The sequence below is a fragment of the Salmonella sp. 5800 genome (assembly GCF_046558195.1).
GTDB classification, from domain to species: Bacteria; Pseudomonadota; Gammaproteobacteria; order Enterobacterales; family Enterobacteriaceae; genus Salmonella; species Salmonella enterica.
In genome coordinates, this window is sequence record NZ_JBGDOX010000001.1 from 67,318 (window position 1) to 91,325 (window position 24,008).

20 protein-coding genes and 1 other RNA gene are annotated in these 24,008 nt (G+C 49.9%); 6 read left to right on the forward strand and 15 right to left on the reverse strand.

The features are described from left to right. Position 1: 1 nt before the first annotated feature. The 5 genes from fadK to ACLJZ5_RS00350 all read right to left on the reverse strand — a co-directional run bounded on the left by fadK (position 2) and on the right by ACLJZ5_RS00350 (position 5,086). Positions 2-1,642 (reverse strand): medium-chain fatty-acid--CoA ligase, encoded by a 1,641-nt coding sequence (fadK, locus tag ACLJZ5_RS00330; RefSeq protein WP_000117492.1) that lies wholly within the window; start codon positions 1,640-1,642, stop codon positions 2-4. Between the two features lie 89 nt (positions 1,643-1,731). Continuing rightward, positions 1,732-2,025: a ferredoxin family protein gene (locus ACLJZ5_RS00335; protein WP_000093362.1), complete on the reverse strand. Its 294-nt coding sequence runs from the start codon at positions 2,023-2,025 to the stop codon at positions 1,732-1,734. Further along, positions 2,022-3,308, reverse strand: a complete 1,287-nt coding sequence (locus tag ACLJZ5_RS00340; protein WP_001278555.1) for an FAD-dependent oxidoreductase — start codon at positions 3,306-3,308, stop codon at positions 2,022-2,024. The genes ACLJZ5_RS00335 and ACLJZ5_RS00340 overlap by 4 nt, the downstream gene beginning before the upstream one ends. A gap of 56 nt (positions 3,309-3,364) precedes the next feature. Continuing rightward, positions 3,365-4,300 (reverse strand): electron transfer flavoprotein subunit alpha, encoded by a 936-nt coding sequence (locus tag ACLJZ5_RS00345; RefSeq protein WP_024798460.1) that lies wholly within the window; start codon positions 4,298-4,300, stop codon positions 3,365-3,367. A gap of 21 nt (positions 4,301-4,321) precedes the next feature. Then, entirely contained in the window at positions 4,322-5,086 is a 765-nt protein-coding gene (locus ACLJZ5_RS00350; RefSeq protein ID WP_024798030.1) for an electron transfer flavoprotein, read from the reverse strand. A 462-nt stretch (positions 5,087-5,548) separates the two neighbouring features. On the opposite strand from ACLJZ5_RS00350, the gene ACLJZ5_RS00355 reads away from it, so the two are divergent. After that, a complete protein-coding gene (locus ACLJZ5_RS00355; protein WP_024798031.1) occupies positions 5,549-6,439 on the forward strand; it encodes an AraC family transcriptional regulator in 891 nt (296 codons plus the stop codon). A gap of 75 nt (positions 6,440-6,514) precedes the next feature. On the opposite strand, the gene ACLJZ5_RS00360 is transcribed toward ACLJZ5_RS00355, so the two are convergent. From ACLJZ5_RS00360 to ydiK, 9 genes are all read right to left on the reverse strand, one after another. Beyond that, positions 6,515-7,666 (reverse strand): acyl-CoA dehydrogenase, encoded by a 1,152-nt coding sequence (locus tag ACLJZ5_RS00360; protein ID WP_000347824.1) that lies wholly within the window; start codon positions 7,664-7,666, stop codon positions 6,515-6,517. Positions 7,667-7,679: 13 nt separating this feature from the next. After that, complete coding sequence (locus ACLJZ5_RS00365; RefSeq protein ID WP_024798032.1) at positions 7,680-9,275, reverse strand: acyl CoA:acetate/3-ketoacid CoA transferase; 1,596 nt, start codon at positions 9,273-9,275, stop codon at positions 7,680-7,682. 154 nt (positions 9,276-9,429) lie between these two features. Then, on the reverse strand, positions 9,430-10,188 hold the full coding sequence (gene aroD, locus ACLJZ5_RS00370) for a type I 3-dehydroquinate dehydratase (protein WP_000860221.1): 759 nt from the start codon (positions 10,186-10,188) through the stop codon (positions 9,430-9,432). 44 nt (positions 10,189-10,232) lie between these two features. Then, positions 10,233-11,099 carry a quinate/shikimate dehydrogenase gene (gene ydiB, locus ACLJZ5_RS00375; protein ID WP_024798033.1) on the reverse strand — a complete coding sequence of 289 codons (867 nt, stop codon included), beginning with the start codon at positions 11,097-11,099 and terminating at the stop codon, positions 10,233-10,235. Between the two features lie 66 nt (positions 11,100-11,165). Beyond that, the gene (locus tag ACLJZ5_RS00380; RefSeq protein ID WP_024157009.1) at positions 11,166-12,401 is read right to left on the reverse strand and encodes an MFS transporter; all 1,236 of its coding nucleotides are present in this window, start codon (positions 12,399-12,401) and stop codon (positions 11,166-11,168) included. Positions 12,402-12,764: 363 nt separating this feature from the next. Then, positions 12,765-13,976 (reverse strand): MFS transporter, encoded by a 1,212-nt coding sequence (locus tag ACLJZ5_RS00385; RefSeq protein ID WP_000797666.1) that lies wholly within the window; start codon positions 13,974-13,976, stop codon positions 12,765-12,767. A 140-nt stretch (positions 13,977-14,116) separates the two neighbouring features. Further along, positions 14,117-14,476, reverse strand: coding sequence for a YdiL family protein (locus tag ACLJZ5_RS00390; protein ID WP_077914049.1), 360 nt, complete (start codon positions 14,474-14,476; stop codon positions 14,117-14,119). A 168-nt stretch (positions 14,477-14,644) separates the two neighbouring features. After that, an RNA gene (gene rprA, locus ACLJZ5_RS00395) (antisense sRNA RprA) lies at positions 14,645-14,752 on the reverse strand. A gap of 182 nt (positions 14,753-14,934) precedes the next feature. Next, positions 14,935-16,053, reverse strand: coding sequence for an AI-2E family transporter YdiK (gene ydiK / locus ACLJZ5_RS00400; protein WP_000248615.1), 1,119 nt, complete (start codon positions 16,051-16,053; stop codon positions 14,935-14,937). 264 nt (positions 16,054-16,317) lie between these two features. Between ydiK and ACLJZ5_RS00405 the strand changes: the two genes are divergently transcribed. The 3 genes from ACLJZ5_RS00405 to ACLJZ5_RS00415 all read left to right on the forward strand — a co-directional run bounded on the left by ACLJZ5_RS00405 (position 16,318) and on the right by ACLJZ5_RS00415 (position 20,068). Beyond that, positions 16,318-19,374 carry an FAD-binding and (Fe-S)-binding domain-containing protein gene (locus tag ACLJZ5_RS00405; protein WP_024798035.1) on the forward strand — a complete coding sequence of 1,019 codons (3,057 nt, stop codon included), beginning with the start codon at positions 16,318-16,320 and terminating at the stop codon, positions 19,372-19,374. Next, the gene (gene menI, locus ACLJZ5_RS00410; protein ID WP_000637930.1) at positions 19,371-19,781 is read left to right on the forward strand and encodes a 1,4-dihydroxy-2-naphthoyl-CoA hydrolase; all 411 of its coding nucleotides are present in this window, start codon (positions 19,371-19,373) and stop codon (positions 19,779-19,781) included. Before ACLJZ5_RS00405 ends, menI begins: the two co-directional genes overlap by 4 nt. A 98-nt stretch (positions 19,782-19,879) precedes the next feature. Beyond that, positions 19,880-20,068: a YdiH family protein gene (locus ACLJZ5_RS00415; RefSeq protein WP_001537749.1), complete on the forward strand. Its 189-nt coding sequence runs from the start codon at positions 19,880-19,882 to the stop codon at positions 20,066-20,068. 287 nt (positions 20,069-20,355) lie between these two features. On the opposite strand, the gene ACLJZ5_RS00420 is transcribed toward ACLJZ5_RS00415, so the two are convergent. Beyond that, entirely contained in the window at positions 20,356-21,702 is a 1,347-nt protein-coding gene (locus tag ACLJZ5_RS00420) for an L-cystine transporter (protein WP_000261860.1), read from the reverse strand. 426 nt (positions 21,703-22,128) lie between these two features. On the opposite strand from ACLJZ5_RS00420, the gene sufA reads away from it, so the two are divergent. Together sufA and sufB are read left to right on the forward strand one after the other, a co-directional pair. Continuing rightward, positions 22,129-22,497, forward strand: coding sequence for a Fe-S cluster assembly scaffold SufA (sufA, locus tag ACLJZ5_RS00425; protein WP_000418969.1), 369 nt, complete (start codon positions 22,129-22,131; stop codon positions 22,495-22,497). 8 nt (positions 22,498-22,505) lie between these two features. After that, a complete protein-coding gene (gene sufB / locus ACLJZ5_RS00430) occupies positions 22,506-23,993 on the forward strand; it encodes a Fe-S cluster assembly protein SufB (RefSeq protein WP_000089383.1) in 1,488 nt (495 codons plus the stop codon). Positions 23,994-24,008 lie beyond the last annotated feature (15 nt).

A 24,008-nucleotide genomic window follows, 5' to 3' on the forward strand; every position in this document is an offset into this window, starting at 1 on the left:
TTTATACCGCAGTGTGCTCCTGGCGCAGCCGCTCAATAATATCCTGCCGCAACAGAAACTTCTGCACTTTGCCAGAGGCGGTTCTGGGCAGTTTTTCTACGATGACGATCCGTTCCGGATATTTATACTTCGCTACCCGTTTTCGACTGAAAAAAGCGATCACCTCTTCCAGCGTCAGCGAAAGGTGCGGCGGTTTTAAGACTACATACGCGCATGAACGTTCGCCTAAGCGTTCATCAGGCATAGCAACGACGCAAGCATCGTGTATGCGGGGGTGTTGCAATAAAATATCCTCCACCTCGCGACTGCTGATATTTTCACCTCCACGTATAATAATATCCTTTTTGCGCCCGGTAATTTTGATATAACCGTCTTCATCCATGCGGCAGAGGTCGCCGCTGTAATACCAGCCCTCATTATCCAGTGCGCGGGCGGTAAGTTCCGGCTCGTCCAGGTATCCCATAAAAACGTTCGGCCCGCGCGAGGCTTCTTCGCCTTCGTGGCCTGCTGGAAGCGTATTGCGATCTTCATCCACGATTTTAATTTCTACACCGGTGGCGGCATAACCATCGGTGTTCATCATGCGTGAAGTCGAATCACCCAGATTAACCATCGAGTGTGGAGAACTTTCTGTAGAACCGTAAATACTCAATAATTTGATACCGCGCTGCTGGCAGTCGCGGGCAACCTTTTTGGGAATAGTCGTGCCGCCGCATAAGAAGAATCGCAGTGAGGAGAGGTCGGCAGGCTGTTGCTCAACGGCACAAAGCAGATCGTAAATAAACGGCGTCGCGCCTGACATACAGGTACAGCGTTGCTGCGCTAATAAGGTAAGGCAGGCTTCTGGGGTAAAGATGTCCAGCAATACGCTACGCGCCCCGATTAAAAAGGGCGCGGTGACGCCGTGTAAAAATCCGGTGGCGTGGCCCAGTGGCGCAGGCATCAGGAACACATCTTGCCAGGTTAAATTCAACCGCGCGCAATACGCCCGTTCGCTGGCAAGAATATTATTGTGGGTCAACATCACCCCTTTCGGCATTCCTTCTGTGCCGGAGGTAAACAGCACTGCCGCCAGCTCATCACCGTGAATGTTAATGTCTGACTGCAACGGTTCGCTGCGGTCGATGATTTGACTAAGCGCAAGCGCTGTGGTGGCAGGCGCCAGTTTATCCACGCCGACAATATGCGTCAGATGGCGCAGTTGATTTTGTAGCGGAAGGATAAGATCGACCGGACGATTCTGTTTGAATACGGTGGGGGCGAAGAATATTTTAGCCTGACATTTGTTCAGCACCCAAACCAGCTCTGCTTCTCGCCAGGCGGGAAGCAGCGGGACAGATACCGCGCCCGTTTTCAGGCAGGCCAGATAAATGAGAGTAAACTCACACCAGCCCGGAAGCTGAAAGGCCACGCGATCGCCCGGTTGAATCCCCTGAGACAGTAACCAGTTTGCCAGGCGGCTTGCCGCGCAATCGAGCGCGGCGTAGGTCCAGGACGCGCCATGATTATCGACCACGGCGATTTTATCGGGTACGGCGCGTGCGGTTTGCCGCCAGTAGTCGCCCAGTGAAGCATCGCCCCAGTAGCCGGACTCGCGATAGGTTTTCCGCCTTGCGGCGTCAAACGTTAATGTAACACTCATTGACTTGTTCTCTATTAATACAAATGACGTAATCTCCGGGGGCAAGCCGAATAAGACGCCGTAGCGTCGTTATCCGGTGTTTCAGAGCGTCAGCCGTAGCGAAACTCAACGCCGAACGTTCCCGCCGGGTATTCCCATTTTTCGAGAAGAGTATTGCCGCAGAGAACCCTGCAGGTCCCGCACTCCAGGCAGCCCGCGGAGTCAAAATGAATATTTCCCGCATCGTCCAGCTTATAGAGTCCGGCAGGGCAGGCTTTTATTAATTTATTAAACTCCTGCATGTCAGGCGAGGAGCGCAAAATGATATGTGGGTGTCCTTCATCTACGTAAAATTTATTTACGCCCAATTTGACGTCAACATTCACCTTATTGTCCGAACTCATAATGCCGTAGCCCCTTTTATGCCGTCTTTTAATAGATTCACCAGTCCAATTTTTTTCGCATGTGACAGGATAGTTTTACGCAACGGTGGGACTGGACCGCCATCAACGGTGAACAGATCGCCCACAATGTTTGCCGCCATTCGCGGGTACTCGGTAAAAAGCCGTGGGTTTTCCATTAATCCGGGGAGTTTGCGGAAATGCCGCATATCGCGTAACACGCCGTTTTTCTCCAGCGCGCGTTTGTAACCGGCAAGACTCGCGGCGGAAAAATCTTGCCGCGCTTTAGCGTCAATGGCGGTTTGAGCGGCCGCTTGCGCGGACGCGATGGCTAAATCCATGCCGCGGACGGTATAACCGAGATTCAGGCAAAGACCGGCGGCGTCGCCGACAATCATCACGCCGTCATTTGCCAGCTCCGGCATCATTGCTATGCCGCCTTCGGGCACCATATGAGCGGAGTATTCAAGCAGTGTTCCCCCCTGAATCAAAGGGCGTATTGCCGGATGCTGTTTAAAATCTTCCAACATTTGCGGTACGCTTTTGGTCGCGTGAGCAATGTCGCCCAGGCCACATACCAGCCCCAGAGAAACCGAATCGCGGTTGGTATAAAGAAACCCGCCGCCCATGAGCCCGTTGGAGGGCGCGCCAGCGAATAACCAGGCGGCGCCTTCATGGGACGCCAGATTAAAGCGCTCTTCAATAAGTGCCGGAGAGAGCCCAATCAACTCTTTTACGCCGACGGCATAGTGATGCGCAGAAGAGGCAGGCACCATGTCCAGCGAACGGCCCAGCATGGAATTCACGCCGTCCGCGAGAATCACAATATTCGCATCAAGAATATCATCCCCGGCCTGAACGCCAGTGACGCGATTGCCTTCACGTACCAGAGCGTCGACCCGTACACCTGGGATAAACTGTGCGCCAGCCTGCTCCGCCTGCGCCATTAGCCACGGGTCCAGTTTGTTGCGCAGTACGGTATATGACGTAAGGGGCGGAGTAGGGGGCGCGCGGTGAAAATCAAGTGTGACGGCGCTTTCTTCGGTTAAAAAGGAGATTTTTTCACGGGTAACGACACGTTCGATGGGGGCGGACGTTGCGAATCCCGGCATAATACTTTCGATACTGTGAGCGTAGAGCCGCCCACCGGTCATATTTTTGCTGCCCGCGCTGTTTCCGCGTTCAATAACCAGTACATCCAGTCCCGCTTTTGCCATCACATACGCGGCGACCGTTCCTGCTACGCCTGCGCCCACCACAATAGCGTCAAATTTATCATCCGACATGCTTTATGCTCCTTTCCCGCCGTATCGACGACGGGAGATGTGCGTTGAAAAAGGAATTAGCGGCTTAACTGGTCGATGAGGGCAGGAACAACCTTATAGATATCGCCCACCAGACCATAATCGGCATAATTGAAAATGGGCGCGTTTTTATCTTTGTTTATTGCGACAATAATTCTTGCGCCGTTTCCACCCACCATATGTTGAATTTGGCCGGAAATGCCCAGCGTCAGATAGAGATCGGATTTCAACAGAACGCCGGATACGCCAATATAACGCTCGCGTTCCATCCAGTTTTCACCTTCCGCAATGGGGCGGGAACAGCCCACTTCTGCGCCGAGGACGGTCGCCAGTTTATGCACCATATCCAGATCGCTTTGCGCCGCCAGGCCTCGTCCTACGCCGATGACCCGTTTGGCTTTGCTCAAATCGACGCTGCTTAACGATTTCGCGCGCCGCTGCTGGCACAATACCTCGTGGCGTGGGGCAATATATGCCAGCGTGGTCTGCGGGCAAGTATGACCGGGGAGAGGGGCGGCGGGTTCCAGCACGCCGGGTGCCAGCGTAATAATCGCCTGCGGGCTGTTTAATTTCTCTTTGCCGAAAGCAAGTCCGCCGTACATGCGATGCTCTGCGTGTAGCGTCCCGTCGAGGAGGTCAATAGACGTCGCGTCGTTCACCATCACGGCGTCAAGCTGGATGCTCAGCCGGGCGCCCAGCGCTTTACAGCGCTTGGTCGCCGCCATGAGCAGTAGCCCATTTTTGTCGCCTAATAACGAGGCCAGCGTTTCGGCATAGTTTTCCACGCGCTGCAAATTCGTATGCGATTCAAGAATGACTATCTCATCAGCGCCAAGCGCTTTCACGTAGTCGATCTCCGTGTTCCCTTGCACGATGGCGTAAACTTTTTCTCCCCACTGCCGCGCGCCGGTCATTAATTCGGCATAACGCTCTACGTTATCGCTAAATACCCATACGTTAGCTAAATGATTCATGATAATTTTTCTCCGTTGGGCTTAGTTCAGGGATTTTTTCAAATGGTCGGCCAGTGCGGTGATGGCTTCCGGCGAATCGTTATCGAGAATGATATGCTTGCGTTCTGTCTGCGGCGGTACCGAGATGGCGACCAGTTCCGCCAGTGGCGTGGTTGGGGTCCAGTGGATATCGCTCGCCAGCCACGACGTAACGGCTTTTTTCCCGGCGCCGAGAATGGCTTTCATTGACGGGATGCGTGGAACGTTAATATCTGAGGTCACGCAAAGCACCGCGGGCAGCGTGAGCTCGATAATTTCAACGTCTTCTTCCAGTGTGCGTTCAACGATGATTTTGTCGCCGTCGCGTTGAATACGGCTTACTGCGTTGATGACGGGGAGTTTCAGGAGTTCGCCAGTCAGCAGGCCCACCTGTTGGGCATAAATATCGCCGGAGCCCTCTCCAAAGAGCAGCAGGTCAAAGCCAATTTTCTCCGCCGCGGATGCTAGCGCCAGCGCGGTTTCTTTGGGCAGGGCGTGCTCCAGTTGCGCATCCTGAACCATAAAAAGCGCATCCGGCCCGCGGGATAACACATCTTTGCGGACTTTTGAATTTTGTAACAGAGAGCCGCCGACGGTGAGCGCGGCGATCTCGTCGCCATCGCCAGCTAACTGCGCGGCGGCCTCAATTGCATTTAAATCAAACTGGCTGATTTTGGCCTCGGCACGATCAAAATTGAGCGAATGCTCCGGGGTCACGGTAATGTCCTGTTCTTCAGGCACCAACTTAAAGCAGGTTATTATTTTCATTGCATCTCCAGTGAGTCGCGTGCGGATAAGTAACGTAAATCTGACTGAAAATAGTCTGCGGCAGTCTGAAGAGGTTTTCGATGGGTCAATCTGTTTTCCTTGCCAACAATCTTGCACGAAAAATCTGCGAACAGAGAATCGTTAGCAACCATCTGAAAAGGGCGTCATAAAAATATAAATACGGTAGTGAGAATAATAAGTGCGAAGCATATCATCATTTTTTAACATGAAACGTGCGATGTTGTTTCTGTGAGGTTAAAAGAAAACATCAAAGATATGTCGGCTATGTATTTTTGTCTGATAATACGCTATCGACAGGTAATCTGAGCTGTCTGCAAAAGAACATAATATCTTGCATTCGGAACGAATAATCTTGTTTTGCTGGTAATCTCCACGGTTGTACAACACTGACGCTCGCTTTATTTTATCCTGGTTATCTTTTTAAACCTGACAGAGGTTATTATGTATCAGCGCTGTTTTGACTCCGCCGCGGAGACGATTTTTGAACAGGACAAGACCCCTCGATTTTCACGTTTTGTCATTAGCGATGATCCAAACTGGGAGTCTGGCCATCATATGCATGATAATGAAACAGAGCTTATTTACGTCAAAAAAGGGATAGCCAGGTTAATTATTGACTCTTCACTCTACGTCGCGCATGCGGACGATATTGTCGTCGTTGAGCGGGGGCGGCTACACGCTGTAGCATCCGACAGCAATTCGCCGGCTACCACCTATACCTGTGCGCTGTATGGGTTTTGTTTTCCAGGTTGGGAAGAAAACCAACTATTGCAGAGTCATTCCTGTCCGGTGGTTTCCGTGGTTCAGGGGAAAGAGGTCATTAAAAGTATCTTTAATGAATTAAGCGTGTTACTTCCGCAGGGGAAAAATGTATTGGCTTCCTCTGTATACGATGCATTTGCTTACACCCTGACCGCACTTTACTATGAAAATTTTAAAAACGCCTATCGTTCTGAACAAGGTTACATTAAAAAAGATGTATTAATTAAGGATGTACTTGTTTATCTCAATAATAATTATCGTGAAAAAATCACGCTTAACCAGCTATCGAAAAAATTTCGCGCCAGCGTCAGTTATATATGCCATGAATTTGCCAAAGAATATCATATATCCCCTATCAACTATGTTATTCAACGACGTATGACCGAGGCCAAGTTTGCGCTGACAAACACTGAGTCGCCACTGGCAGAAATTTCATGGCGGGTAGGATATGAAAATGTGGACCATTTTGCCAAATTGTTTATGCGGCATGTAGGATGTTCTCCCAACGATTATCGTAAGCAATTTAAAAATAGTCTGGTTGAGCAGGCGTATTTGCTGCCAAATACCTGACGGCGAAATTTATCTGATTTATTCGGCCTGATGCCGTAAAGCAGTCAGGCCGAATAAGACGTTCCGGTACGATCCTTACTTGTTCTGATAGTCTTTCAGAATTTGGCGTCCTGCCACATAGATCATAATTTCATCCGTGCCGCCACCGATACGTTCGCAGCGAACATCGCGCCAGAAGCGGGAGACACGGGCTTCGTCAGTATAACCAAGCCCACCCATAATCTGAATCGCATCGTCAATCACTTCCATCGCTGTGCGTGCGCAGTACAGCTTAGCCAGCGCGGCGCTGGTACGCAGTGACTCTTCCCGATCGGCCTGCCAGGCGACTTTCAACACCATATTGCGCATGTTTTCGATTTTGATGGCCATTAACGCCAGCTTTTCCTGGATCATCTGGTTATGGCCGATGGGTTTACCAAAGGCGATACGCTGGTTGGCGTAACGGGCGGCATCTTCAAATGCGCATTCGGCGAAACCTGTACTGCGCGCCGCATTAATCAAACGCTCCATCTCAAAATTGTACATGACATTGAGGAAACCCATGCCTTCTTCACCGACCCGGTCGCTTTCGTCCACCTCGACATTATCGAGATAAACTTCGCATGTACTCAACATGTGCCAGCCAATTTTGTGCAGCGGATTAATCTTTATGCCCGGTTTATTTGAGTCCACCCACCAAAGCGTGAACGCTTTTTTAGGATCTTTTGGCTCCGTATCGCGCGCCAGAACCAGCATGTAAGGATATTCTTTTGCACCGGTGATAAACGTTTTTTGGCCGTTAAGATAAACCTTGCCGTTTTTACGCGTCCAGGTTGTTGTAGCGCTATTATTATCAGATCCCGCGCCAGGTTCTGTTAAGGCTAGCGCATATGCTGGATCGCCGGTGGCCAGAGTACTTTCTGCTGTTTTACGCAGTTGTTCTGCGGAACCAAAACGGCGCATGCTGTGAATGCATTGGCCGTTGGTAATCAAAAAGGCCGGAGCGCCGCATTTTGAGATTTCCATCAGCGCCAGCATTTGCGTTACATAGTCAGCCGGAATGCCGCCAAATTCTTCCGGGACGCCCAGCATCGAAATACCGTTTTCTGCCAGCGCCTGCATAAATTCTCTGGGATAGGTGCCCGTTTGATCGCAGGTACGGAAATACTCTTCCGGAAAATTGCTGGTGATTAACTCGCGAATACTGGCCAGTAATAGTTCTTGTTCTTCAGTTAATGAAAAATCCATATTTGTACTCCTTTTAATGTGTTGCGTCAGGAAGCGTGAATCCCATAGTGCTATCGGTAAATAATCTTGTGTCCATCAGTTTTAAATCTGGTGAGATAACCGGTGAAAAATCCATCTTGTCAAGAATATCCCGTTGCAGATCGACGCCAGGCGCAATTTCAATTAAATGCAGGCCATCTTGTTTGAGAGTGAAAACCGCACGTTCAGTGATGTAACGCACATCTAACCCGCGCTCAAGCGCAATTTTTCCACTGAACGTAATTTCCGGCAGTTCGCTGACGAATTTTTTGACGCGACCTTCCTGCAGAATATTTAATTTGCCATCGGTAATTTCAGTTTTTAAACTTCCGGCCGTCAGAGTTCCGCAGAAAATAATTTTTTGCGACGTTGCGCTAATATCGATAAACCCGCCGGTGCCCATAATTTTGCCGTTGAATTTATGTACACCGACATTACCGTGTTGATCCACTTCGGCAAAACTTAAATAGCAGACATCGAGCCCACCGCCGTGATAAAAATCAAATTGTGAGGTCATATCAAGGATCGCGCGGGTATTGACATTGGCGCCGAAGGCCACGCCCTGAGAGGTAATACCGCCCACCGGGCCAGTTTCTACGGTCAGCACGAAGTCATCGGCGCAGCCTTCCTCGCGAGCGACCAGACCAATACCGTCGGCAATGCCTACGCCCACATTGCCTACCGCGCCTTTACGCATTTCAAACAGCGCGCGTCGGGCTACCAGCTTGCGCTGATTAAGGGGCAGGGTAAGCTGGGTACTATCATCAAGAGTAAAATCCCCGGAGATAAATCGGTTCACCGGCGCGCCGCCATAGAGTTGCGTCTGGTCGGCGTCGACAACCACAATATCCACCAGATAGCCGGGAATACGCACGGATTTTGGATGCAGCGTGGCTTTTTTTACCATTTTCTGCACCTGCATCATTACAATACCGCCATTATTGTGAACGGCCTGGGCGATCACCAGCGCATCAAGATACATCACCTCATCTTCAAATGATGCATAGCCTTCGCTGTCGCAGGTGGTGGCGCGGATAAAAGCCACATTAGGCGCTATCGCTTTATAATAGAGATATTCTTTATTATCGATCTCTACCAGCTTAATGAGATCTTCTTTAGTCACGTCGTTTAATTTTCCGCCCTGTTGGCGAGGGTCGACAAAGGTACCAATACCGATATCGCTCAGAATACCCGGCTGGTGTGCGGCACTGGCGCGCAGCGTCTGGGTTAATACGCCTTGTGGGTAGTTATAGGCGGCGATTTTATTTTGTTCAGCCAGTTCAGAAATACGGGGAGATTGCCCCCAATGTCCGCATAGCGCCCATTTTACCAGCCCCTCCTGCGCCAGCGGGCTGATGCCGCGATCGGCGCGGTCACCTAATCCGGTAGGGCTAATAATAGATAAATCTCGTGGTGACTGGGTTGCTTGATATTTATCTGCCAGTGCGGTAATTAATGTTGTCGCTTCGAGAATACCGCCGCCTGCGCCCAGAATACATAAAGTGGCCTCGTCTGGAATATAATTTACTGCTTCTTGTGCAGAGAGCACGGGAACGCGGCCATTAATGCGTGATGGCTTATTGAGTTTCATATTTACTCCACTATTATCCCTGAAAGCAATATCGATATAACCGTGTTAAGGTAATAAAGACAGCGGCTTTCAATGAATATGGAACATATTCATGTCAGATAACTATTTATTTTTATTGTGGCAGAAAGAGAATATTCTGCCACACGATAAAGTATTACGCCTGGTGCAATATAGTTAATACGGTACGCAGATCGGCTACCGATATTTGTCCCGGCGCAGATGCTTTTTTCACCGCGCCAAACGTTGCTGCAGAACCGAACACTTCGCCGGCAAGACGAGATATTACCCCGGTTTTCGACATCGACATGGTAATAATCGGACGATCCGCATAGCGCTCCTGCATTTCTACAGTGGCGGTAAGTAAGGTCAGGACATCGGCTTTAGTCTGCGGCATGACGGCGATCTTCGGAATATCGGCGCCCAGTTCCTGCATTTTACGCAGACGCTGAACAATCTCTTCCGCTGCGGGCGTTTTATGAAAATCATGGTTAGACATGATCACCGCAACGTTGTGTTGATGAGCATAGCCGACGGTGGCTTTCACCTCATCGTCGCCGGTAAAAAGCTCAAGATCGATCATATCGACCAGACCGCTGTCAACCGCTGCACGATTCAGAGCGATATACTGTTCGGTGGTTAGTGCCTGTTCGCCGCCTTCTTTCGCGCTGCGGAAGGTAAATAGCAAGGGTTTATCGGTAATAATCTCCCGGATGGCGCCGGCGGCCTCAAGTACGCTTTCCGCCGTTGTCACGTTGGCAAAATGGTCAACGCGCCACTCCAGAATATCGAAATCCGCTTCACGGTAGGCGAGTGCTTCCGATTTCACATCGGTAATGGTTTTTCCCATTAGCGACACAATGATCTTTGGCGCGCCTTCGCCAACCACGAGATCTCTTACAGTTACGGTTTTCATTTGGTACCCTTCATTGTCATTCGTCGCAATTATAATTTTACCGGTCAGGCTGTGAATCCCATCACCTGCTTCACATAGTCCAATGGAAATGCTTTTCCTGTCCACAGTTCAAACTGTTCGGCTCCTTGCCATAACAACATGCCGTAACCATCAATTGTTTTGCAACCAGCTTGTTGCGCCTGCTGCAATAACTTTGTCATATGCGGATTATAAACACATTCGGTGACCAGCAATTCAGGGCGGAGCAGGGAAACATCGCCGATCAGGGATTCGTTCTCCAATGGTTTCATGCCAACTTTGGTGCCGTTCGTCAGAATATCTGCGCTGGCAAGCGCTTCAGTAAAAGCGTGCTGATCGGCAAGATCGGTGACGGTAACGACGCAATCGGTGTTTTCATTCACCCGCTTCGCAAAGGCAACCGCTTTTTCGAAAAAGTCATCTTTACGGTTAAACAGTTTAATTTCCTTAATGCCTTCAATGGCTGCCTGGGCGCCAATGGCGGTAGCCGCGCCTCCCGCGCCGAGCAGCACCATGGTTTTTCCCCGAATATCGAAACCGCTTTCTTTAATTGCCCGAATATGGCCCGTACCATCCGTGTTGTAGCCGCGTAGATAGCCGTCATCGTTAACAATGGTGTTGATAGCGCCAACCAGTTTTGCTGCTGGCGTTAATTCATCGACATACTTACACGCGAGCTGTTTGTTTGGCATGGAGACGCCCGTACCGCGCATTTTTAATGCTTTCAGTCCTTCAATGGCGCTGGCAAACGTCGTGTTATCCACTTCGAAAGCCATATAGGTATACGGTAGCCCCGCTTTTTCTAACGCTTTGTTTTGCATTTCGGGCGATAAGCTATGACGGATAGGATACGCCATAAGACCAATTAATTCATATTTTGCGGTAACATCCATTTTATACTCCTTAATAAGTGGACAGTGCAGAGCAGGGCGCATGCCTGTTGCGCATCGTTAACATTTTTACTGGAAATAACGCTCGCCAAATCGGACATCGTTTTGCGGGATCTTAAATACGCGATAATAGCGAATAAATACAATAATGGCGGTGATAAATGTCAGTAGTGCAAAGGTAAAATCTAACAAAATGATATATTGCAGGCCAATAGTAGAGAGATAACCGGTAATCAGTGGGATAAGAAAGTTAGCAACGCCCCCCATCATCATATATATACTGGTGACTTTAGCTTTACTCTTAGGGAAAAATTCCGACATTACCGATACACCTAATTGTAAAATACCTCCAGCAGCGGAAAAACCAATCACGAAGGCGCCAGCATTACAGATCAGTGGAGAGGGATACAGATAAATTGCCGCAGCGGTGAGTGTCGCCAGCCCGGCATTGAAAACATTGGCCCAGATGGGGCGAACCATTTTTTTCAGCAATGCGGCAAAAATAAACACGCAAACCAACGATCCCATACTGTAATAAGAGATGGTTTTCAGCGCGTCGGATTCCGCCATTCCGGCGAAGGCCATCGCATATTTAGGCATCCAGACCACAATCACATAGAAGGTTGAGAACGCGGCGACGCCAAATAAAACGGAAGCTACGCCTTCCAGCCAGACGAGGGGAGTACTGTTCATCTGGGGTAATTCTTTCGCAATACTGGCATCGACAAGTTGGCTGGGAAAACGGCTTTTCAACAGCATCAACGTGATGAGGACGAAAAGGATACCGGGGATTACCACCGCGTAGCCGTACCAGATATGGTTGACTAACAAGGCGCTGACGATAAGGGGATAAATCATTTGCCCAAAAGAGACCATCGCTTTAACCAGAATAACTGCCGAGCCCGATGCTTTGGGAAAACACTCCATTAATGCAGGGTATCCGCCGGTATCCAGCGCGGAGTTCGCCACGCCGACACACACCGCTAATATGAAAGCGATCATCAGGTTAGGACTGGCGGGAATACCGAAGAAAAACAGCATATATAGTACGGCGCCAAGCAGTATTATTGCCCGACGGCCAAATTTATCGGACAGTACGCCAAAGAATAAAATACTGACCAGACGGCCAAGACCAATGCCAGAGATTAAATAGGCGATACCGGCACTATCCGTGGAGAATTTCTGTGCAAGGGAGGTCATGTTCTGGGCTAGTGTAATAACACTCATGCCGTGGAGAAAGTAACTAAAATAAATGCAGATAACAGCCAGCAAATATGGCATGTTGCGAGCCTTGTTCTGAGACATTTGTTCACAGCTCCTTGCTGATGGTTTGATTCAATGTCCTGCTTATTACTGCTTTACTACATGCAGCGATTGTTCAGTAACACTATAATTCGGTACTGTCGTTATATGTACATAACATGGCGTTTAAAATGCCAGGTTTATTGCATTGATAGCATTTCATTTGTTAGCCAGGAAATATAAAAATTGCTGCGAATTTGTTGTTTAATACATATAACTCGTGATGCTCATCGCAATTTTTCTGATAAGTGTGAAGATAATGAATAATAATTAACACGAAAATTACATTTTTTGTTTCCCGGTGATAATGGCTAACGTTTTATTTTGCATAGCAAGGCAATAATATTGCAGTTGGCACGCTAACATTTATTGCGCAGTTGACGCTGCTTCAGCGTGATGTTGTGATTCAGCCCGACTTCGGTAACCGATGAACAGTGCGAGGAGAAATCCCGCTGCGGCGATACCGGTATCAAACCACATAATATGTGCAATGCTCATTTCTGAAATCCGCGCTGTGATCAACGGAATAGTGAACGTCGCGATACTGCCGGCGCTGTAATAAATGCCGGTCGCTTTACCTTTCTCCTGTGGAAAACGGGCCGCCATCAGCGTCAGGCCGATTTGTACTACGCCACCGGCGGAAGAGAATCCAATGACGAATGCGAAGATCATAACAACATAGGCCTGAGGATGCAGGCAGACCGTCAGAAGCGCAATAAAAGAGATAAAGGTATAAAACATCAATAATGTGGTAGAGCGAATTGTTTTTCTGACCAGCGGGGCGGTTATAAAAACGCAGAGTAGCGAGCCGCAGGTATAAATACTTAACAGTTTGATGGATTGGGTATACGACATTCCTGCGACGAACTGTCCATACTGCGCCAGCCACTGGCTGATAAGGTAAAAGGTTGCCATCGAGATATAGCCATAAAGGGTGTAGCTGATAAGATCGATGAGGGAGCAATGATGTACGCCTGCGACAGGCGCTTGCGAGATTTTGGGTTTCAATATCCGACCTGGATAGGGTGGAAAAGGGCAGCGTAATAAAAACAGAGCATTAATAAGCATGATTGCCCCGGCAAGCAGGAAGGACCAGCCAAACCACATATTAGCCCAGACTAATAAACTGATAATAATGGGCAACAAGAATTGCCCGCCAGAGACAAATGCTTTGATCAGAATATTTGCCGTACTGGGGGAGCGAGGGAAGGCTTCCATCAAACTGGGATAGGTACCTGCATCTAAAAAACTGTTGGCCATACCCGCTAAAAAGCCACAGGCATAAGCGACAAAAATCGTCTGAGCATAAAGAATGCCAATGAAAAAAATCAGGTAACAGGCGGTCCCCAGAATGATAAAAGGACGGCGACCAAAGCGATCGGAAAGCATACCGGCGATTAACAAAACGCTTAGCCGGCCAATACCAAGCGAAGAGATCACAATAGATACGCCTGCGGCACTGGTATGCCATTGCTGTTCAAGCGATGACATGTTCAGGCTCATCAGGATAACCCCCATGCCATGTACAAAGTAATTAAAATACAACCCTACAGCGGTAGGGAAATAACGATTTTTCATATTATCTGACTCAGAGATGTCGCCTGAACGTTACAGTGGTATACACAGGCAGGAAGCATATTGGATAGGGTGACAAGTCAATGTCGTGATTGTGTGGTTTTCTATCCGGTATCAATACGATGCGGCGATAAAGTTTACGTCTAACACAGCCGCTCCAGATCATGTGCGAAAAGTTCGGCAGCAACAGATTGATAAATTTTCCACTCGATAAAATCACCCTCTGTATAAATGGACTGAAAAGAAGATAAATCAGGGAAGTAACGCATTGTATTATTGCCGATGCGGTTATTTATTTTGTCAACAATGGCGTTAATTCGTCGCTGTCTCCTGGCTTTCATTTCCTTTAACCTGGCAATGATTTCTGGAGAGATGGGAGTGTCGCCAGCTTCCCATCGTTGCCAGGTTTCCGAATTATTATCCTGGGTGATATAGATTGTGCATTCTTCAATCGTCATATCAAAAATACGCCGTAGTGCTTGTAGTTCTAACGCGTTCATCATTTTTTAGGCTTTTATATGAAAAAAGTGATGCTATAAATAGCACCACCGACACCGTTTCGACTTGAACAGAATCACACTATTTTGTGCAATATTATTTGTTCGTTGCAGATATCGCGGTGTTGAAGGAAAACGGGAGCTGGCTTATGTAACAATGCGGCGAAAAAAGTTAAAAAAAAAAGCCCATCGTAGGAGACGGGCAAAGACTACACACAGCAATTCGTTGTTTCACTCAGGGGATTTCCATGCTTATAAATCAATGTGTTGATTTATAACCGTGTGCTAATAGTAGGCATGAGCACTTTTTGCGTCGATCAGATTCGTCTCAATAGTTTAAAAACTGTAACGGATTTGCGACAGAAATGAGATGCGGCGGGGAACAGACGGGCGAATCAAAATGGGGTGTGCGTTGAATTGATAAACGTCGTTAAAGCATCGGGCGGCGATGCCGCCCGACGGGATTATGACTGCTTGTTGGCTTCCTCGATATCATCCAACTCTTCAAGGATCTCCTCTGGTTCATTCGTCGGCGCCGGAACTTCATGTACCCATGCGGAGAACAAACGCCAGGTCACGGCCAGAAGCACCGGTCCAATAAACAGACCAATCATACCGAATGCAATCAGGCCGCCGATTACCCCGGAAAGGATCAGAAGCAGCGGTAAATCGGCGCCCATGCGGATGAGTACCGGGCGAATCACGTTATCCAGAGTGCCGACGACGGCGCTCCAAACCAGCAGCACGGTGCCCCAGGTGGTGTCGCCTGTCCAGTAAAGCCAGATAATGGCTGGAATCAATACCGGCAACGGCCCCAACTGAACCAGACACGAAAGGATCATCACTACCGTCAACAGAGTAGCGTAAGGCACGCCGGAAATCGCCAGCCCGACGCCGCCAAGTACCGCCTGTACCAGCGCGGTGACCACCACGCCAAGCGCCACGGCGCGGATCGCCTGGGCAGCCAGCAGAACCGCCGCATCGCCGCGTTTAGCCGCGAGACGACAGGCAAAATGGCGTATTCCCATCGCCACTTGTTCGCCGCGCCAGTAAAGCAGGGCGCTAAACAACAGCATCAGGGCGCAGTGCATCATAAAGCGTCCGATATGCGCCGCCTGACCGACAAACCAGGTCGTGGTTGTGCCGATATAAGGCCGCACTTTCGCCATAATAGCGCTACCGCCCATATCCAGCAGGCTATGCCATCCGGCATACAGTTTGGCGCCAACCAACGGAATATTATTTAACCATGCCAGATCGGGTAGCGTCATATCGCCGCCGGTCACTGCATGGATGAGCGGGCCGCTACCGTCGACAATGCTGTTCACCAGCAAGGCGACGGGAATAACGAAGAGCAGCACTAACAGCAGCGTCATGACCAGTACGGCAAGCGAGCGGCGGCCCCACAATATTTTTTGTAATTTCAGCAAAACGGGCCAGGTCGCGATAACAATCGTACCTGCCCATGCAAACCCCAAAATAAAAGGCTGTACTATCCACAAACAGGCCACAATCATGATGGCTAAAAACAGCACCGATAGCAGCACTTGCGCAATATCCCTGGGCTGACGAACATTTACCATAAATACTTTTCACCTTTGTCTTTGCGCCAGAACGTTGGCGCGACGTGAACATGCAAACCACACCCTATAATGATGAGCAATTTCAGCGGTTTTTAACAGGCCGATTCTGCATGTAATTCTGTTGGGCGCACAGGAAAAAAATGTGATACAACAAATAACGCAACACGCAAACGATTAAGCATCCCTTCCTGTGCGTAGACCGCTCGCGCTCGCCGGGTTGGGCGCCACCGTTCACAACATAGACCGCAGGAAAAGGTCAATATAATGATTCCACAAATTTCTCAGGCACCCGGCGTCGTTCAGCTGGTGCTCAATTTTTTGCAGGCGCTGGAGCAGCAAGGGTTTACGGGCGATACGGCAACCAGCTATGCCGACCGTCTGACAATGTCGACCGATAACAGTATCTACCAGCTTCTTCCCGATGCTGTTGTGTTTCCCCGTTCTACGGCGGATGTCGCGCTTCTTGCCCGTCTGGCGGCGGAGCCGCGCTTTACGTCGCTGATATTTACCCCTCGAGGCGGCGGTACTGGCACGAATGGCCAGGCGCTAAATCAGGGCATTATTGTTGATATGTCCCGCTATATGAACCGCATTATTGAAATTAATCCTGAAGAGGGATGGGTGCGGGTAGAGGCGGGAGTGATAAAAGATCAGCTTAATCAAGCGTTAAAGCCGTATGGCTATTTTTTTGCGCCGGAACTTTCCACCAGTAATCGCGCCACGCTTGGCGGTATGATTAATACCGATGCCTCTGGTCAGGGTTCGCTGGTCTATGGAAAAACGTCAGATCACGTCTTAGGCATACGGGCCGTATTGTTGGGGGGCGATATCCTTGACACGCAATCGATGCCCGTAGAGCTTGCCCGGACGCTGGGTGAAAACACGACGATGCCAGGCCGCATCTATCAGACCGTCTATCAGTCCTGCCTGGAAAACCGTCAACTTATCCTCGATAGCTTTCCAAAGCTCAATCGTTTCCTGACAGGCTACGATTTACGCCACGTCTTTAACGATGATATGACCCGCTTCGATCTTACCCGCATCTTAACGGGGTCGGAAGGGACGCTGGCGTTTATTACTGAAGCCCGGCTGGATATTACCCCGATACCCAAAGTCCGCCGTCTGGTGAATGTAAAATACGACTCCTTTGATTCCGCGCTGCGTAACGCCCCTTTTATGGTTGATGCGCGCGCCTTATCCGTCGAGACGGTCGATTCCAAAGTCCTTAACCTCGCGCGGGAAGATATTGTCTGGCACTCCGTTAGCGAATTGATTACCGATGTACCGGATAAAGAAATGCTTGGCCTGAATATCGTGGAATTCGCGGGTGACGATGAAGCGCTTATTGACGGACAGGTCGAGGCGCTGTGCCACCGGCTGGATGGCCTGATGGCGCGTGCGGAAGCGGGCGTGATCGGCTGGCAACTTTGTACCGATTTGACGGGTATTGAGCGTATTTACGCGATGCGTAAAAAAGCGGTAGGGCTGCTGGGTAATGCGAAAGGTGCTGCCAAACCGATTCCTTTTGCGGAAGATACCTGCGTGCCGCCTGAATATCTGGCCGATTACATCGCCGAATTTCGCGCCCTGCTGGATGGTCATGGCTTAAGTTACGGCATGTTCGGCCACGTGGATGCCGGGGTGCTGCATGTGCGTCCGGCGCTGGATATGTGCGATCCGCAGCAGGAACTGTTGATGAAACAGATCTCCGATGAGGTCGTCGCGCTGACCGCCAGATACGGCGGGCTGTTGTGGGGCGAGCATGGAAAAGGTTTCCGTGCGGAATACAGCCCGGCCTTTTTCGGCGAAGTCCTGTATGGCGAGCTGCGCAAAATAAAAGCGGCTTTTGATCCGCATAATCGACTTAACCCGGGTAAAATCTGTCCGCCGCAAGGGATAGAGGCGCCGATGATGAAGGTGGATGCGGTAAAACGCGGCACCTGGGATCGGCAAATCCCGCTGGCGGTACGGCAGACCTGGCGCGGCGCTATGGAGTGTAATGGTAACGGCCTGTGCTTTAATTTCGATGCGAAAAGCCCGATGTGCCCGTCGATGAAAATTAGCCTTAACCGGATCCACTCGCCGAAAGGGCGGGCGACGCTGGTACGGGAATGGCTCCGTCTATTGGCCGATCGTGGCGTCGATCCGTTGAAGCTGGAAAAGGAGTTGCCAGAAAAACGCGCCAGCTTACGCACGCTGATTGCCCGCACCCGGAATAGTTGGCACAAACGCAAAGGCGAGTATGACTTTTCCCATGAAGTTAAAGAGGCCATGTCCGGCTGTCTGGCGTGTAAAGCCTGTACGACCCAGTGTCCGATTAAAATCGATGTTCCGGAGTTTCGTTCACGTTTCTTACAGCTTTACCATACGCGTTATCTGCGCCCGGTACGCGATCATCTGGTGGCGACGGTCGAGACCTATGCGCCGCTGATGGCGCGTGCGCCAAAGACCTTTAACTTTTTTATTAACCAACCGATGGTTCGCAATCTGGCGAAAAAACATATCGGTATGGTGGATTTACCTCTGCTTTCTGCCCCTTCATTGCAACAGCAACTGGTGGGCCATCCGTCCGCTAATATGACGCTTGAGCAACTGGAGCGCATGAGCGCCGAGCAAAAAGCGAAAACGGTACTGGTGGTTCAGGACCCGTTTACCAGCTACTACGACGCCCGGGTCGTAGCGGACTTTATCCGCCTGGCGGAAAAACTGGGCAGGAGGCCGGTATTGTTACCGTTCTCGCCGAATGGTAAGGCGCAGCATATTAAAGGTTTTCTTAATCGCTTTGCGAAAACGGCGAAAAAAACCTCTGAGTTCCTTAATCGGATCGCTGCGTTGGGGATGCCGATGGTGGGCGTCGATCCGGCGCTGGTTCTGTGTTATCGCGACGAATACAAACTGGCGCTGGGCGAACAGCGCGGCGATTTTCATGTGTTGCTGGTGAATGAATGGCTGGCGCAGGAAATAAATGCAAGACTGTCCATCGAGGTGAGCGGCGAACCGTGGTACTTTTTTGGTCATTGTACGGAAGTCACGGCTTTACCCGGCGCGCCTGCGCAGTGGGCCGCCATCTTTGCCCATTTTGGCGCGAAGCTGGAAAATGTCAGCGTAGGCTGCTGCGGTATGGCGGGCACTTATGGACATGAACTCACCAATCATAAAAATTCGCTGGGAATTTATGAGCTATCCTGGCATCAGGCGATGCAACGTCTACCGCGAAACCGTTGCCTGGCAACCGGCTATTCCTGCCGAAGCCAGGTTAAACGCATTGAAGGTACGGGCGTGCGTCACCCGTTGCAGGCATTACTGGAGATTATAGGTTGATCTGGAAACGTGAAGTGACCCTCGATGCGCTTAATGCGATGGGGGAAGGGAATATGGTTGGCCTGCTTGATATCCGCTTTGAGCGTATTGGGGACGATACGCTGGAAGCGACAATGCCCGTCGATCATCGCACCAAACAGCCGTTCGGCTTGCTGCATGGCGGAGCGTCTGTGGTGCTGGCGGAAAGTATCGGCTCGGTCGCAGGCTATCTGTGTACGCAGGGGGAGCAAAAGGTGGTGGGGCTGGAGGTGAATGCCAACCATGTACGGTCGGCGCGTCAGGGGCGCGTACGAGGCGTCTGTAAAGCGTTGCATACCGGGGCTCGCCATCAGGTCTGGCAGATAGAGATCTTTGATGAACAGGGACGTCTGTGCTGTTCTTCGCGTCTTACTACGGCGATTGTGTGACGTTGTCACCATAAAAGTGTGATGCATATTGCTTTTGGTCAAAATGTGCGCAGAAAAAGGTGATATACTGTGCACGTTTACACATAAGCGAGGATGATATGTCTACTGATTTAGACCCAACCCAACTGGCGATTGAATTTTTACGCCGTGATAAAACCGAACTTTCTCCCGCGCAGTATTTGAAGCGTTTAAAACAGCTGGAGTTAGAGTTTGCCGATCTCCTCACCCTCTCTGCAACCGAACTGAAAGAAGAGATCTATTTCGCCTGGCGGTTGGGCGTGCATTAATAAAGTCTGTGTAGGCCGGATAAGGCGTTAGCCGCCATCCGGCTATGTTACCAGGCAATCTCACCAGACCCTATCCCCAGGTAATAGATAATCCTCTTGATTTTGTTTAAAAAAAATACAGATCGCCATTTGTGCTAAAAAGGCGCGCGCTCTTTATGAGATTATTCTTATGCCCCTTCAAGAGCTAAGCCATTAAGAGTGCCGGAGATAAGCGCCGGATGGGGCCGGAACCCTTAAGCCTGTATTGAACAGACTTAAGGGTTTTTCTTTTCCGGGCGCGTAAAAAACTAAGGTCTGTCAATAACCGCTGGCATGTCGTCAGCCGTATGATTATTCAAAATACGGTTAGCCAGCACACCTGACATCATCGATCCGTTAACGTTCAGTGCCGTGCGGGCCATATCAACGATAGGTTCGATGGCAATAAAAATACCGACCAGCGCAACGGGAAAATTCAACGTCGACAGGACAATCAGCGCCGCGAACGTACCACCGCCGCCGACGCCGGCTACGCCAATAGACCCTAGCGCAATGGCAGGCAACATCGCTGCCAGAAAATGCAGCGAGAGCGGATCAATGCCGATGGTGGGCGCAATCATCGCTACCATAATAGCCGGATAAATCCCGGCGCAGCCATTTTGCCCCATACTGGAGCCAAACGAGGCGGAAATATTGGCAATGGTGCTTTGTACGCCAAATTTTTCCTGGGCGGAAATGGCCAGCGGGATAGAGGCTGCGCTGCTGCGGGAAACAAACGCAAAGGTTAAGACGGGCCACACCATTCTGAAATAACGCGCTGGATTATTACCGCTGAGGATCAGCAAGATGGCGTGCACGATAAACATCATGAAAATCGCGATGTAACAGGCGCCGATAAAACCAAGTAAGCTGGCGAATTGTTCAAGGCGGTATGATGAAAATACGGTGGTCATTAATGCCATGACGCCATAGGGCGTTAATGCAATAACGATACGTACCATCTTCATGACCCAGATCTGAATAGCGTTAATGCCTGCGCTTAATTTCTGACCTTCTTCCGGCGCCTCTTTTTTGACCTTTAACAGGGCGATCCCCGCTATTAGCGTGAAGATAACGATGCCGATAACGGAAACACTTCTGGCCCCCGTAAGATCAAGAAAAATATTAGTCGGGATCAGCGATGTCACTAACTGGGGAATCGACACCGCGGCAGTCTTATTGACTTCTTCTGTAGTTAACATTGACGGCATGTGCACAAAAGCGCTGGCGTCAAGCCCCAGTATATGAGCGGTCAGTAATCCGATAAAACCGGCAACCATCACCAGGCATAACATGCATCCGACGATCGTCAGCGACATTTTTCCGATGCCGGCGCTATTTTCCAGTTTATTGATGGCGGAAAGAATAGAAATAAAAATTAGCGGTATAGCGACCAGTTTCAACAGATGGACGTAACCATTGCCGACGATGCTGTACCATTCGATAATAGTTTTAGTGTGATTTGCTGAAATAAAATGCAGGGATAAACCAATAACAGCCCCTAAAAAGATAGCGATAAAAACGCTTTTCGACAGGGAATCGCTTTTTTGATTAATTCTCAAGATGACCCACGAGAAAACCAAAAAAAGTGCGATATACGCGAGCGTAACAACCATATTTTAAGCCTCTTGCCTCATTCAGCACCTGAAATGCCGGAAAGAGTTTACATAAACCTATAGCCCAAACTGAGTTATAGAACCGCAGCGGATTATAAAGAGCGCAACGCCAGGTATCCATACAAAAAATGGGGTTCTGACCTCGCCGCCTGACAATGTCGACAGCCTATTAATTAAATAGTCATTTTCTATACATCTTTTCGTTTTTGACCTGCCAGAACGGTTAACGTCTTATAAATCATTATTTATCAAAAAGTTAAGCGATTTTTTGTCTGTCGTATGACCTGGCGGACAGGGTCTATGCTTAATAAAAGGCGCTCAATATAACCATTTGTTGGAAAGCCCCTGCGGTTAAGGGGTTGAAGTGATAATCATTATCACTAACATGCTGTTATATCCTGGTGATTTAGAACGCGAGGTAACTCTATGGAATTGCATTCAGACACGTTTAACCCGGAGGACTTCCCCTGGCAAGGGCTGACGCTAACGCCAGCGGCGGCAGCGCACATACGTGAACTGGCAGCAAAGCAGCCGGGCATGTTGGGCGTGCGGTTAAGCGTAAAACAGACGGGATGTGCCGGATTTGGCTATGTTCTGGATACCGTTCGGGAGCCGGATAAAGACGATCTGGTTTTTGAAGCCGAAGGCGCAAAGCTTTTCGCACCGTTACAGGCGATGCCTTTTATTGACGGAACAGAAGTGGATTATGTACAGGAAGGGCTGAACCAGTTATTTAAATTTCATAACCCCAAAGCCCAGAATGAATGCGGCTGCGGCGAAAGTTTTGGGGTATAGGCGGTACTATGTCTCGTAATACTGAAGCAACGGAAGAGGTCGGCATCTGGACAGGCGGACGCCTTAATTACAAAGAAGGATTTTTCACGCAACTACCCACTGATGAACTGGCAAAAGGCATCAGCGAAGAGGTGGTGCGCGCGATTTCCGCAAAGCGTAACGAACCTGAGTGGATGCTGGAATTTCGTCTCAATGCCTATAGAGCCTGGCTGGACATGGATGAACCGCACTGGCTGAAGGCGCACTATGATAAACTGAACTATCAGGACTACAGCTATTACTCTGCGCCATCATGCGGAAACTGCGATGATAGCTGCGTTTCCCAGCCGGGAGCCGTACAGCAAACGGGCGCGAATACCTTTTTGAGTAAAGAGGTTGAAGACGCCTTCGAGCAACTTGGCGTTCCGGTTCGCGAAGGGAAAGAGGTCGCCGTCGATGCGATTTTTGACTCGGTCTCCGTAGCGACCACATACCGTGAAAAACTGGCGGAACAGGGCATTATTTTCTGTTCTTTTGGCGAAGCGATACACGATCACCCTGACCTGGTCAGGAAATATCTTGGCACCGTCGTGCCGGGGAACGATAACTTTTTTGCCGCGCTGAATGCGGCAGTCGCTTCCGATGGGACATTTATCTATGTTCCCAAAGGTGTGCGTTGCCCGATGGAGTTATCCACCTATTTTCGCATTAACGCTGAGAAAACCGGTCAGTTTGAGCGCACGATTCTGGTGGCGGATGAAGGCAGCTATGTGAGTTATATCGAAGGCTGCTCCGCGCCCGTACGCGACAGTTATCAGCTCCACGCCGCGGTAGTGGAAGTCATCATCCATAAAGATGCTGAAGTAAAATATTCCACCGTACAAAACTGGTTCCCGGGCGACAACAACACGGGCGGTATTCTGAACTTTGTGACCAAGCGTGCGTTGTGCGAAGGGGAAAACAGCAAGATGTCGTGGACCCAGTCGGAAACCGGTTCGGCGATTACCTGGAAATACCCGAGCTGTATTTTGCGCGGTGATAATTCTATCGGCGAGTTCTATTCCGTTGCGCTGACCAGTGGACATCAGCAGGCTGACACCGGCACCAAAATGATCCATATCGGTAAAAACACACGCTCAACCATTATTTCAAAAGGCATTTCCGCCGGCCACAGCCAGAACAGCTACCGTGGGCTGGTAAAAATTATGCCGACGGCGACCAACGCCCGAAATTTCACCCAATGCGACTCCATGTTGATTGGCGCGGACTGCGGCGCGCATACGTTCCCGTATGTTGAATGCCGCAATAACAGCGCGCAGCTGGAGCACGAAGCGACAACATCACGTATCGGTGAAGATCAGCTTTTCTATTGTTTGCAACGCGGCATCAGTGAAGAAGACGCTATTTCGATGATCGTCAACGGGTTCTGTAAAGACGTTTTCTCGGAACTGCCGCTGGAGTTTGCCGTTGAAGCGCAAAAACTGCTGGCGATTAGCCTTGAGCACAGCGTCGGTTAATGATGAAGGAAAACC